Source organism: Streptomyces sp. SD31, from assembly GCF_052068475.1.
Classification (GTDB): Bacteria; Actinomycetota; Actinomycetes; order Streptomycetales; family Streptomycetaceae; genus Streptomyces.
On sequence record NZ_JBQHCX010000002.1, the window covers coordinates 12,050 to 24,948 of the forward strand.

The 12,899-nt window shown below is 69.5% G+C and carries 10 protein-coding genes; 6 read left to right on the forward strand and 4 right to left on the reverse strand.

Annotation, left to right across the window (positions count from 1 at the left end):
- The first annotated feature begins 288 nt into the window (after window positions 1-288).
- The 3 genes from ACTMVF_RS04040 (at window position 289) to ACTMVF_RS04050 (ending at window position 3,427) form a co-directional block, all read left to right on the forward strand.
- Entirely contained in the window at window positions 289-1,470 is a 1,182-nt protein-coding gene (locus ACTMVF_RS04040; protein WP_441269567.1) for a ComF family protein, read from the forward strand.
- Window positions 1,471-1,785: 315 nt separating this feature from the next.
- Window positions 1,786-2,478 carry a ribosome hibernation-promoting factor, HPF/YfiA family gene (gene hpf, locus ACTMVF_RS04045; RefSeq protein WP_425265089.1) on the forward strand — a complete coding sequence of 231 codons (693 nt, stop codon included), beginning with the start codon at window positions 1,786-1,788 and terminating at the stop codon, window positions 2,476-2,478.
- A gap of 202 nt (window positions 2,479-2,680) precedes the next feature.
- Window positions 2,681-3,427, forward strand: coding sequence for a response regulator transcription factor (locus ACTMVF_RS04050; protein WP_328881249.1), 747 nt, complete (start codon window positions 2,681-2,683; stop codon window positions 3,425-3,427).
- A 70-nt stretch (window positions 3,428-3,497) separates the two neighbouring features.
- Here the strand turns inward: ACTMVF_RS04050 and ACTMVF_RS04055 are convergent, their stop codons facing one another.
- Window positions 3,498-4,715, reverse strand: a complete 1,218-nt coding sequence (locus ACTMVF_RS04055) for a winged helix-turn-helix domain-containing protein (protein WP_441269568.1) — start codon at window positions 4,713-4,715, stop codon at window positions 3,498-3,500.
- Window positions 4,716-4,836: 121 nt separating this feature from the next.
- Complete coding sequence (locus ACTMVF_RS04060) at window positions 4,837-5,421, reverse strand: GNAT family N-acetyltransferase (RefSeq protein WP_441269569.1); 585 nt, start codon at window positions 5,419-5,421, stop codon at window positions 4,837-4,839.
- Window positions 5,422-5,695: 274 nt separating this feature from the next.
- Here ACTMVF_RS04060 and secA point away from each other — a divergent pair, with 274 nt between their 5' ends.
- A complete protein-coding gene (secA, locus tag ACTMVF_RS04065) occupies window positions 5,696-8,515 on the forward strand; it encodes a preprotein translocase subunit SecA (protein WP_441269570.1) in 2,820 nt (939 codons plus the stop codon).
- 219 nt (window positions 8,516-8,734) lie between these two features.
- Here the strand turns inward: secA and ACTMVF_RS04070 are convergent, their stop codons facing one another.
- Window positions 8,735-9,547, reverse strand: a complete 813-nt coding sequence (locus tag ACTMVF_RS04070; RefSeq protein ID WP_441269571.1) for an Rv3235 family protein — start codon at window positions 9,545-9,547, stop codon at window positions 8,735-8,737.
- Between the two features lie 328 nt (window positions 9,548-9,875).
- On the opposite strand from ACTMVF_RS04070, the gene ACTMVF_RS04075 reads away from it, so the two are divergent.
- Window positions 9,876-10,391, forward strand: coding sequence for a DUF6912 family protein (locus ACTMVF_RS04075; RefSeq protein WP_441269572.1), 516 nt, complete (start codon window positions 9,876-9,878; stop codon window positions 10,389-10,391).
- A 96-nt stretch (window positions 10,392-10,487) separates the two neighbouring features.
- Entirely contained in the window at window positions 10,488-11,153 is a 666-nt protein-coding gene (locus ACTMVF_RS04080) for an HAD family hydrolase (protein WP_441269573.1), read from the forward strand.
- A gap of 293 nt (window positions 11,154-11,446) precedes the next feature.
- On the opposite strand, the gene ACTMVF_RS04085 is transcribed toward ACTMVF_RS04080, so the two are convergent.
- A complete protein-coding gene (locus tag ACTMVF_RS04085) occupies window positions 11,447-12,013 on the reverse strand; it encodes a DJ-1/PfpI family protein (protein ID WP_441269574.1) in 567 nt (188 codons plus the stop codon).
- Window positions 12,014-12,899 lie beyond the last annotated feature (886 nt).

The window sequence follows — 12,899 nt, forward strand, 5'->3', positions numbered from 1 at the left end:
TTTGTCCGGGCCGAGCCCTTGAGGTTCGGGGGCGATGAGCATGGTGGCCGCTTTCGGCCGGGGTGGGACTCCGGCCGGAAGCGGCCGCTTCCGTTTTGAGGGGGGAATCCGGCGGTGAACCCGGCGGTGGACCCGGTGGTGGGATTCCGGTCGTGGGAGTCCAACGGCGGGCGGGCCCCGGCGCTGGTCCGGGGCGGATATGGGTCTCTGCGCGGGGGCTGGAGTTTTTCCACAGGGAGTTATCCACAGGGGTGGCCGCTCGGGGCGGGTGTTGGCACAGTGGTGGGCATGCGGGGGTGGTGGCAGGACCTCACCGACCTGGTGCTGCCGGCTGAGTGCGGAGGCTGTGCAAGGCCTCGCACGGTGCTCTGCCCGGAGTGCCGTGCCGTCCTGAGCGGGACCGTACCGAGCCGGGTGCGACCGGTGCCGGAGCCGTCCGGACTGCCGGTCGTACACGCGGCGGCACGGTACTCGGACGAGGTGCGGGCCGTGCTGCTGGCCCACAAGGAACGCGGGGCGCTGGCGCTCGCGGCACCGCTCGGGACGGCTCTGGCGGGAGCTGTGCGGGCGGCGCTGCGGGAGACCTGGGCGTACGGCGACGGGGCGTCCGTACGGGCTGCGTGGTCCCGGGGTTCGCAGGTGCGAGCCGACGGGGCGGGGCGGTTCGGCAGTGCCGGTGCGCCTGTGCTGCTCGTACCCGTTCCGTCCGCGCGAGGGGCGGTTCGGGCAAGGGGGCATGATCCGGCGCGGCGGATCGCGCTCGCGGCTGCGGGTGAGCTGCGGCGGGCCGGGACACCGGCGCGGGTGCTCGCCGTGCTGCGGCAGAGGCGTGCGGTAGCCGATCAGTCTGGGCTCAACTCGCGGCAGCGGCTGGACAATCTCGCGGGCGCGCTGACGGTGGCTCCCGGGGGCGGTCGGCTGCTCGAAGGTGGTGCGGTCGTGCTCGTCGACGACCTGATGACGACCGGCGCGTCCCTGGCGGAGGCGGCGCGTGCTGTGCGGGCGGCCTTGGCGGCGGAGGCAGAGCCCCGCAGGCGGGACGGGGCGGACGCGCGTAGCCCAGGGGGAGCGGACGCGCGCAGCCCGGGGGAAGCGGACGCGCGCCGGCGTACGGCGGAGTCGGCAGCCCACGGCTGCGCGGTGCGGTCGGTCGTGTACGGCAGGGCGGCAGGTACGGGAGTCGGCAGGGGCGCGGCTGAGGAAGCGGGCGGATACGGCGGAACGGTGGAGGAGGTGGGCGCGTATGGATGGGTGAGCGCGGAGTTCGGTGCGAGTGGTGGCGGGACAACCGCTGTGTACGGGGCGGGAACTCGGGAAAGCACATGGGAACGGAGGGCTGGAGCGATGGAGGGCGCTGTGCGGCTGACGTGCGAGGGGCCGGGAATCATGGGCGCCGGACGGGCCGCTGACGTGATCTGCGCGGCCGTGGTCGCTGCGTCGCCGGATTCTTTCGAAATAAACCGGAACTGACTGCGAGCTTGCATCGTTGCAGGTAACGAGAGGGTCAATTCACCTGAACGGAGGTACGCCGGAGTAGAGGGTGACGACATCCGTCCGGGCGAGATATGTTCGGTTGTGAGGGAAAGGCGCAGGCCATCCCTGCCATATCCGAATGCCGTGCTGCGGGTTTTACGCAATCAGCCGCGGCGATGGGGTGGAGATCTTGCCCATGGGGGAGGAGGAGGTGGAAGTCACCGAGTCCGAGGTTCCGGGGTTCACCGGAGCCTGGTGCAAAAGGGAGATGCTCCGCCGATGGAGCGGGGCGATCCGGGAACGGAGTTCTGCGTGGACATCGTCGTCAAGGGCCGCAAGACCGAGGTGCCCGAGCGGTTCCGCAAGCACGTGGCCGAGAAGCTGAAGCTGGAGAAGATCCAGAGGCTCGATGCCAAGGTGATCAGCCTCGACGTCGAGGTGTCCAAGGAGCCCAACCCCCGACAGGCCGACCGCAGTGATCGAGTGGAGATCACGCTCCGCTCCCGCGGTCCGGTGATCCGGGCGGAGGCAGCGGCCAGCGATCCGTACGCGGCGCTCGACCTGGCGGCGGAGAAGCTGGATGCCCGGCTGCGCAAGCAGCACGACAAGCGTTTCTCGCGCCGAGGCGCACGCCGACTCACGGCGGCCGAGGTCCCCGACCACGTTCCGGGCGCGGCGACGCTCAACGGCAACGGCCACACCTTCCAGGAAGAAGAGCCGGACGGAGTTCCCACCAAGAAGATCGGCTCGCTGGAAGTAAAGGGCGAAGGCCCTCTCATCGTGCGCGAGAAGACGCACGTCGCCTCCCCGATGACCCTCGACCAGGCCCTCTACGAGATGGAGCTGGTCGGGCACGACTTCTATCTCTTCGTCGACTCCGAGACGAAGGAACCGAGTGTCGTCTACCGGCGGCACGCTTACGACTACGGGGTCATCCACCTCAACACGGACCCGATGGTCACCCAGGCGCAGTCTCCCGCGGCCGGGGGCACGCTGGGCGGCTGACCAACCCGGCTGACAGCTGAGCCGGTGCCCCTGGAGCGCGTGTGCGCCCCCAGGGGCACCGGTGTGCGACCACTTCGCGCCCCGGTAGTCACCGTAGTGTCGGCCGGGCATGAAATCATGGCCGCTACCGGCCCAACCGGTGGGCCGTTGCCTTGGGTTGGCGATGGCAAACGACCAGCCACAGCCTTCAGGGGGAGGAACGATGGCGGACAGCTTCGGACCGATGCGGGACGAGGATGCCGACGGTGACGTCGTCGGCATGGGCCCGGACGCGGGCTCTCCACGCAAGGAGCCGATCAGAGTCCTCGTCGTGGACGACCACGCCCTGTTCCGCCGTGGACTGGAGATCGTGCTCGCGGCCGAGGAGGACATCCAGGTCGTAGGGGAGGCGGGAGACGGCGCGGAGGCCGTCGACAAGGCCGCGGACCTGCTGCCGGACATCATCCTGATGGACGTACGGATGCCCAAGCGGGGTGGGATCGAGGCCTGCACCTCCATCAAGGAGGTGGCCCCCAGCGCGAAGATCATCATGCTGACGATCAGCGACGAGGAGGCCGACCTCTACGACGCGATCAAGGCGGGCGCGACCGGTTATCTCCTCAAGGAGATCTCCACGGACGAGGTGGCCACCGCCATTCGCGCGGTGGCCGACGGGCAGTCGCAGATCAGTCCGTCCATGGCGTCCAAACTGCTCACCGAGTTCAAGTCGATGATCCAGCGGACGGACGAGCGGCGACTGGTGCCCGCGCCGCGGCTGACGGACCGTGAGCTGGAGGTCCTCAAACTCGTCGCCACGGGGATGAACAACCGCGATATCGCCAAGGAGTTGTTCATCTCCGAGAACACCGTGAAGAACCATGTGCGCAACATCCTGGAGAAGCTGCAGCTGCACTCCAGGATGGAGGCCGTGGTGTATGCGATGCGGGAGAAGATCCTCGAGATCCGTTGAGAGGGCCGACGCGGTCCTGACGGGCGCGGGGTCCTGGGGCGGGGCGGGGTTCTTGGACGGCTTCTGAGGGTCACGCCACTATGCGGGTGAGCTCGCTGGCGAGCGGCTCGCGCAGGTGGGGTGCGTCCACCCGTTCCACGCGTACGTCCGTGCAGTTCACCCAGCTCGCCGCCTCGGCCAGTGCCTGGGCCACCGCGGGGACCGCCTTCGGGCCGTCCAAGGTGACCTGCTTGGCCACCAGCGTGCTGCCCTCGCGGGCCGGGTCGACGCGGCCGACGAGGCGGCCGCCGGCCAGGACCGGCATCGCGAAGTAGCCGTAGACCCGCTTCTGCTTGGGGACGTAGGCCTCCAAGCGGTGGGTGAAGCCGAAGATCCGCTCCGTGCGTGCCCGTTCCCAGATCAGGGAGTCGAACGGGGACAGGAGCGTCGTGCGGTGGCGGCCGCGCGGAGGTGTCTCCAGGGCCGCGGGGTCCGCCCAGGCCGGCTTGCCCCAGCCCTCGACCGTGACCGGGACCAGGCCCGAGTCGGCGATCACCGCGTCTACTTGCTCGCCCTTGAGACGGTGGTAGTCGGCGATGTCCGCGCGTGTGCCCACGCCGAGGGACTGGCCGGCCAGGCGGACCAGGCGGCGCAGGCACTCGGTGTCGTCCAACTCGTCGTGCAGCAGTGTCTGCGGGATGGCGCGTTCGGCGAGGTCGTAGACGCGCTTCCAGCCGCGGCGCTCGACGCAGACCACCTCGCCGTACATCAGGGCGCGTTCGGCCGCGACCTTCGAGCCCGACCAGTCCCACCACTCGCTGGTCCTCTTCGCGCCGCCCAGTTCGGTCGCGGTGAGGGGGCCTTCGGTGCGGAGCTGCTTGATGACCTGGTCGTAGGCGCCGTCGGGGAGTTCGTGGTTCCAGTGGGGGCGGTTTCGGTAGGCGCGGCGGCGGAAGGCGAAGTGGGGCCATTCCTCGATGGGGAGGATGCAGGCGGCGTGGGACCAGTATTCGAAGGCGTGGGGGTGGGGCGGCTGTGCCGGGGGCGCGTCAGTGGCTGTGGTGGATGTCGTCGTCCAGTAGGCGGTCTCGATCGTCTTGCGGTCTACCGCGCCCAGGCGGGCGTATGGGATGAGCTCGTGGGAGCGGGCCAGGACCGAGATGGTGTCGAGTTGGACCGCGCCGAGATGACGGAGGATGCCGCGGACGCCGGACCTGCGGTTGGGGGTGCCGAGGAAGCCTTGGGCTCTCAGGGCGATGCGGCGGGCCTCGTCTGCCGAGAGGTCGGTGGTGGGGCGCGGGGTCGTCATGGGTTCGGACGATAGGGGGTGGCACTGACAATGGGGAGTGAGCTGCGGGTTTGGGGGCGGGGTCCAACGCTGGGGCGGTGTCGGGAGGGGTTCGCCCCTGCCGCCACTACCCGTCCCATCCTTAAGGGGCGGAGGGGCTTGGCGCGGGCAGGTACGGTGCCGTCGACGGTAGGCCCAGGTCCGACGGGAGCAAGGAGCCGACCCAGCAGTCTCGGTGTACGCCCTGGTGGACGAGGGCGGCGCGGAGGGTGCCCTCAAGGGTGAAGCCGGCGCGCTCCGCCACTGCGCGGGAGGGGTTGTTGCCGACCTCCGCGCGCCATTCCAGGCGGTCGACGGAGAGGTGGACGAAGGCCCAGTGGGACGCGGCCAGGACGGCCTCGGTGATGTAGCCGTTGCCGCGGTGTTTCTTCGTGCCCCAGAAACCGATCTCCGCCCCGCTCATGGAACGCATCGTGAGACCCAGCATGCCCACCAGGTCCTCCCCTTCGGGGAGGAAGAGTCCCCAGGTGAACATCGAACCGTTCTTCCAGCCCTCGGGGACCAGTTGTTCCGTGAAGCTGTGGGCGTGCTCGTACAGGTAGGGCGAGGGGAGCGTGGTCCAGCGCTGGATGTCGGGGTCCTGGGCGGCCTCGTACACGGCGTCGGTGTCCTTCGGGCCGACCGTGCGCATCAGGAGGCGGCCGGTCGTGAGCGTGACGGGTTCCATCGGCCGATTCTGCTTCGGGGGCCGTGGCAAGCGCCATCTTTTACCGATCGGTGTGTGACCGTGTGATCGCATTTCGCGCAATTCGTGGGCGGAACGCGGCACCATCTGCGACCCCCGGCCGTTGTCCCCTTTGACGGAGATTTGAAGCATCGGACGGTCGGCGTCACCGGCAGGCTCCCGGCGTGGCGGGGTCCTCGCATACGATGGCCGTTGCTCAGTCAAGTCAAATGGAAACCGACCGTCCCAGGCCCGACCGGCAAGGAGACCAACCCCCGTGTCCGTCCTCTCGAAGATCATGCGTGCAGGCGAAGGCAAGATCCTGCGCAAGCTGCACCGCATCGCGGACCAGGTCAACTCCATCGAAGAGGACTTCGTCGACCTCTCCGACGCCGAGCTGAGGGCCCTCACCGATGAGTACAAGCAGCGGTACGCCGACGGTGAGAGCCTGGATGATCTGCTCCCGGAGGCCTTCGCCACCGTACGCGAGGCCGCCAAGCGTGTCCTCGGGCAGCGGCACTACGACGTACAGCTGATGGGTGGTGCCGCCCTCCACCTCGGCTACGTCGCCGAGATGAAGACCGGTGAGGGCAAGACCCTCGTCGGCACGCTGCCCGCGTATCTGAACGCTCTTTCCGGAGACGGCGTTCACCTCATCACGGTCAACGACTACCTGGCCGAGCGCGACTCCGAGATGATGGGCCGCGTCCACAAGTTCCTGGGTCTGTCCGTCGGCTGCATCCTCGCCAACATGACGCCGGCCCAGCGCCGCGAGCAGTACAACTGCGACATCACCTACGGCACGAACAACGAGTTCGGCTTCGACTACCTGCGCGACAACATGGCGTGGTCGAAGGACGAGTTGGTCCAGCGCGGGCACAACTACGCCATCGTCGACGAGGTCGACTCCATCCTCGTCGACGAGGCCCGTACGCCGCTGATCATCTCCGGCCCGGCCGACCAGGCCACCAAGTGGTACGGCGACTTCGCCAAGCTGGTCACGCGCCTGAAGAAGGGCGAGGCGGGCAACCCCCTCAAGGGCATCGAGGAGACCGGCGACTACGAGGTCGACGAGAAGAAGCGCACGGTCGCCATCCACGAGTCCGGTGTCGCCAAGGTCGAGGACTGGCTGGGCATCGACAACCTCTACGAGTCGGTGAACACGCCGCTGGTGGGCTACCTGAACAACGCCATCAAGGCGAAGGAGCTCTTCAAGAAGGACAAGGACTACGTCGTCATCGACGGCGAGGTCATGATCGTCGACGAGCACACCGGTCGTATCCTCGCCGGCCGCCGCTACAACGAGGGCATGCACCAGGCGATCGAGGCGAAGGAAGGGGTGGACATCAAGGACGAGAACCAGACCCTCGCCACGATCACCCTGCAGAACTTCTTCCGCCTCTACGACAAGCTCTCCGGCATGACCGGTACGGCGATGACCGAGGCCGCCGAGTTCCACCAGATCTACAAGCTCGGCGTGGTCCCGATCCCGACCAACCGGCCCATGGTCCGCAAGGACCAGTCGGACCTGATCTACCGCACCGAGGTCGCCAAGTTCGAGGCGGTCGTCGACGACATCGCCGAGAAGCACGAGAAGGGCCAGCCGATCCTCGTCGGTACGACGTCGGTCGAGAAGTCCGAGTACCTGTCGCAGCAGCTGAGCAAGCGCGGCATCCAGCACGAGGTGCTGAACGCGAAGCAGCACGACCGTGAGGCGACGATCGTCGCCCAGGCCGGCCGCAAGGGCGCCGTGACGGTGGCCACCAACATGGCCGGCCGTGGTACGGACATCAAGCTCGGCGGCAACCCCGACGACCTCGCCGAGGCGGAGCTGCGCCAGCGCGGTCTCGACCCCGAGGAGCACATCGAGGAGTGGGCCGCGGCCCTGCCCGCCGCCCTGGAGAAGGCCGAGCAGGCGGTCAAGGCGGAGTTCGAGGAGGTCAAGGAGCTCGGCGGCCTCTACGTCCTCGGCACCGAGCGGCACGAGTCGCGTCGTATCGACAACCAGCTGCGCGGTCGTTCCGGCCGTCAGGGCGACCCCGGTGAGTCCCGCTTCTACCTGTCGCTCGGCGACGACCTGATGCGCCTGTTCAAGGCCCAGATGGTCGAGCGCGTGATGTCGATGGCGAACGTTCCGGACGACGTGCCGATCGAGAACAAGATGGTCACGCGCGCGATCGCGTCCGCCCAGTCGCAGGTCGAGCAGCAGAACTTCGAGACCCGTAAGAACGTCCTGAAGTACGACGAGGTCCTCAACCGCCAGCGTGAGGTCATTTACGGCGAGCGGCGCCGTGTCCTGGAGGGCGAGGACCTGCACGAGCAGGTGCAGCACTTCATGGACGACACGATCGACGCGTACGTCGGCGCGGAGACCGCCGAGGGCTTCGCCGAGGAGTGGGACCTGGACCGGCTGTGGGGCGCGTTCAAGCAGCTCTACCCGGTGAAGGTCACCATCGAGGAGCTGGAGGAGGCGGCCGGTGACCGGGCCGGGCTGACGGCCGAGTTCATCGCCGAGTCCATCAAGGACGACATCCACGAGCAGTACGCGCAGCGTGAGGCGCAGCTCGGCTCCGAGATCATGCGTGAGCTGGAGCGCCGGGTCGTCCTGTCGGTCCTGGACCGCAAGTGGCGCGAGCACCTCTACGAGATGGACTACCTCCAGGAGGGCATCGGCCTGCGCGCGATGGCGCAGAAGGACCCGCTGGTCGAGTACCAGCGCGAGGGCTTCGACATGTTCACCGCGATGATGGAGGGCATCAAGGAGGAGTCCGTCGGCTACCTGTTCAACCTGGAGGTCCAGGTCGAGCAGCAGGTCGAGGAGGTCCCGGTCGAGGACACCAAGCCGGTGGCCGACCTCGACAAGAAGGACGCGGTGCCGGCGCAGGCGGGCGCGCGTCCCGAGATCCGTGCCAAGGGCCTCGAGGCCCCGCGCCGCCCGGACCGGCTGCACTACACCGCGCCCAAGGTGGACGGCGAGGGTGACATCGTCGAGGGCGACTTCGACAATGGCGACGAGCCGGTGCGTTCCGAGGCCGACGGCCTCACGCGCGCGGAGCGGCGCAAGCAGTCGCGTGGTGGTCGGCGCCGCAAGAAGTAGCGCGCAAGCAGTAGCGCCGGGGTGCGAGCGCCGCACGGGTGTAGCGCCGTCGGGAAGACGGTGCCGGTGACGGCGATGGTGTCAGTACCTGCGGCGTCGTAGCGACTGGAAGGGCCGGGTCTCCTATGGGGCCCGGCCCTTTGGCGTGCGTGGCCCGCTGCGGCTCACTGCGACCCCTCGCCGTGGCGCGCGGTGGCTCGCGGTGGCCCGTCGCGTCGGTCAGTCGTTGTCGGGGCGTGGCCTGCGCGGGCCGCCCAGTTCCACTGCCGTGCAGCGCCAGCGGAGGTCCCCGCCCTGTTCCAGGCGGAAGGCCATGGCGCGCAGTTGGTCGCCGGCGCCGATGCGGGCGAAGGCCTCGATGGCTCCCGGGCGGGGCTCGAAGTATCCGATGTCGCGGACGACGGGGCGGGTGCCGCGGGCGCGCAGGGGGCCGCGTTCCGCGAGCCAGGCGAGTTCGTCGTAGGCGCGGCCGGCGGTGTGGCGGAGCATCGAGTGGACGGGGCGCTGGCCGCTCAGGACCAGAAGCAGGCGGTCGGCGAAGACGTCGGTGGGGCGGAGCTGGGGGATCTGGGCGATCGGCCTTGGAGAGGCCTGCGCCGGGACGAGGTGGGGTGGGTGAGCCCCTTGGGCCCCTTGCCTCGGCGGGGCCGGAGGGGCGCCCCACGTCGGGGCTGGGGCTGTCGGGTGGGCCGTGCCGGTCGGCGTCGACGTGGTGCCGATCCGCTCTGGGACGGGGACCGGCCCGCTGGCATGACTGTCCGCAGGTGCCGCGGTCGCCGCTGCCCGCGGGTGGGCATGGGCGGGCGCGGCGAAGCTCCCCGCGGTGGTGGGCGGCCGGTTGTCGGTGGGCCTTGTGCGGGTGAGGGCTTGCGTCGTGCCCGGTGAGTTCGGTGGGCGGCCGTCGGGCGACGTCGTACGGGATGCGCCGTGGCTCGGTGTGCGGGGCGGGATCCCGCCGGGGCGGCGGGTGTCGCGGCGGCTGGGCGGGCGGGTGCCGGTGCGGTGCTGTGCCCTGGTCATGACCTTGTTCATGGAGTCCCCGTTCGGTGAACCCGGACTGATACCGGGCAGTAACTTCGGCGGTCGGTGATCTTGTACGGGGTTCTGGGTGCCGACGGCAAGGAAGCGGGGGCTCGGGGCGGGCGGCCGGAATGTTCACTTATCTGGGTGATCCACGGGTGCGGAAGGCCGTGATGGCGGGCCTGTACCGGGTGAGTTTCCGGACCGGAGTGGACGCCGGGCGAGGTGGTGGTGGGGACTCGAAAGGGGACGCCCGCACGTATCCTGAAGGCCGTCCGGGAGGTGCGGGACACGTCCTTCCGAGTCCTTGCGGAGCCCACGAACACGAAAGCGGTCGGCCATGCGCGTCTACGTCCCCCTGACCCTCCCCGGTCTCGCCGAGGCCCACAAGACGGGTGAGCTGGGGACCGGGCCGCTCGTCGCGTACGGCGTCACGCCCGCGTTGCGCGAGTGGTATCTCTCCGATGACATCGAGGAGTTGGAGTACGCGGCGCTGAACCGGGCCGCACTGGCTTCGCTGCGGCTGCTTGCGGCGGACGCCGGGGCGGCGCGGCGCCGGGTCGTCGTCGCCGTCGATGTGCCCGACGGGGCGGCGGTCGCCGATCCCGACCGGGGGCTGGATCCGTCGGCGCTGGGTGAGGTGCGGATCGCCGGGGGCGTGGCGTTGGCCAAGGCGGCCGCCGTGCATGTCGACTCGGGTGACGCGGAGGCGGACGTGGCGGCGGCCGCCGAGGCGCTGGAGGCGGCGGACGGCGGGGACGATGACGCGCAGTTCGTCGTGGACGGGGCCGAGGACCACGAGCTGCTGTGGTACGCGACTCAGGAGATTCCGAATCTGGTGGGGCTGGGGGACTGAGCCCGGCGGCGTCCCTCGGCATCCGGATATGCGTCCGGATGCCTCATCGACCTGCTGTTCTCTTGATTGTCAGTGGTGGCGGGTACGGTTTTTGGCATGGGGAAGCAGGTAGGGGCGCACATCGTCTGGGACTGGAACGGGACGCTGTTCCACGACAATGACGCGATCATCGGAGCGACGAACGCGGCGTTCGCCGAGCTGGGGCTGGATCCGATCACGCTGGAGGAGTACCGGGCGTTGTACTGCGTGCCGGTGCCGAAGTTCTACGAGCGGTTGCTCGGGCGGCTGCCGACCGACGTCGAGTGGGAGGTCATGGACGAGACCTTCCACCGGTACTACACCGAGCACCGGGTGAGATGCGGGCTCACCGAGGGTGCGGCGGAGCTGCTCGTGGAGTGGCGGTCGGCGGGGCGCAGCCAGTCGATCCTCAGTATGTACGGGCATGAGGAACTCGTCCCGCTGGTACGGGGGTTCGGGATCGAGGAGCACTTCATACGCGTCGACGGGCGGACCGGGCCGTCCGGGGGCAGCAAGGCCGAGCACATGGTGCGGCACATCGAGGCGCTCATGAGCGTGGATCCGGCTCGCACGGTGGTGATCGGGGACGCGGCCGACGACGCGGTCGCGGCACTGCATGTGGGGGCGCGGGCCGTGCTCTACACCGGGGGGTCGCACAGTCGGGCGAGTCTTGAGGGCGTGGGGGTGCCGGTGGTGGACACACTGGGGGAGGCCGTCGCGGAGGCGGAGCGGCTGGCGGCGTAGGCGAGCGGGCGGTCGGGAGCAGGCTTGCGGGGTGCCCGGCGACGGGGCTGGGCGGGCGGTGAGCGGCGGTGGTCGCGCGGCCCGGAGTCGGCGCCCGGCAGGTCATCGCCGGTCGGGCGGGGTGCCTTCCCACAGCTCTCCGAGCAGGGGACGCCGAAGCTCTCCGGGCAGGGACTCCGAGCAGGGGGTGCCCCAGCACCCGCCGAGGCCAGTCCAGCACCCGCCGAGGCCAGCCCAGCGCCCACCCGGGCCACCCCGGCGGCACCGCTGCCCGTATCCAACTGCCCGTCCCCTTACGTCACCGGTGCCTTCGCGCGCAGTACCGTCAGGAACTCGCGCATCCAGCCGGAGTGGTCCGGCCAGGCGCGGGAGGAGACCAGGGTGCCGTCGACCACCGCTTCGGCGTCCTGGAAGGTGGCGCCGGCCGCCTGCATGTCCAGTTCCAGGGCGGGGTACGCCGTGACGCGGCGGCCGCGGAGGCTGTCGATCGCGGCGGTGAGCAGGGGGCCGTGGCAGATCTGGGCAACCGGTTTGTCGGCGTCGAAGAACGACTTGAGGATCTTGCGGAGTTCGGGGTCGTTGCGGAGGTACTCGGGGGCTCGGCCGCCGGGGATGACGACGGCGACGTAGTCACCGGGGTCGACCTCGGAGAAGGCGAGGTCCGCGGGCCAGGTGTAGCCGGGTTTCTCGGTGTAGGTGTCGAAGCCGGGTTCGAAGTCATGGACGACGAACTGGAGCTTCTTGCGGGCGGGAGCCGCGATGTGGACGTCGTAGCCCTCTTCGCGGAGGCGCTGGTAGGGGTAGAGGACCTCAAGTGACTCTGCGGCGTCGCCGGTGACGATGAGGATTTTCGCTGTCATGTCGGGTGCGCTCCTCTTTTTGGCCGTGGTGTGCGTCTCCATAGGGCCTTATGGGCAACGTGCCTCGGGTTGGGGGGCTTGCCAAGGGGGCGGGCGGCTTGGGGGTGCTGGGTTCGGTGGTCGCGGTTGCCGGTGTTTGCCCAGAGGACCGGCGTTGCGGCTGGGGAGAGGCGGGTCGCGCAGCCCGGCGTTTGCGGGGTGCCGCCTGCGCCCACCCGTGCCGCCCCAGCGGCACGGCTGCCCGCAGGCTGGGCGGGTGAGTGGGGCGGGGCAGGAGCTGTCTCCGGTGCGCGTCTGCCCGCAGGTCGCTCGGGGAGCAGATCTGTCCTGTGCGGCCGACAAGCCGACCAGGGAGGGCTGTTTTCGGACACGGGCCGCCTCCCGACGGCCTGCTTTCGCCTCGGTTCCCCGCCTGTGCTCCGGCTCGGCCGCACATCCAGCCTCCCTCTCGCCATCCCGCCCCGCCAGTTACGCCCTACCCACCCCCTTTGCCCCTGTGCAGAATGTCAAAGTTCCACCCCAGGTTTTGTACACATACGGCTCATGACGGGCCCCCTGTAAGGAGCGATAGCCTTAGTGGCGTGATCAGCGCGATAGTTCGCGGGAGCAGTGTTGCTCCTGCCCTGCGCCCGGCGAGCACGGACGACATCCGTGACCGGGCGGCGGTCGCTGGTCTTCGCGGGCGGGAGGGGGGCGTAAGGGCTCCCGGGACGCCATGCACACCTTGGGCCCGGGCTCCGCAGAGAGCGGCGTCACACCCCGTGGGCAGCTCAAGATTGGCTCATATCTCCCCGCTCATCTCACCTCGCGGCATAGCGTCGAAGCAGACCGGACACCCCGCGTCGCGGCGTTACGCCGGAGGGGAAGAGACCGTATTTCCTTCTAC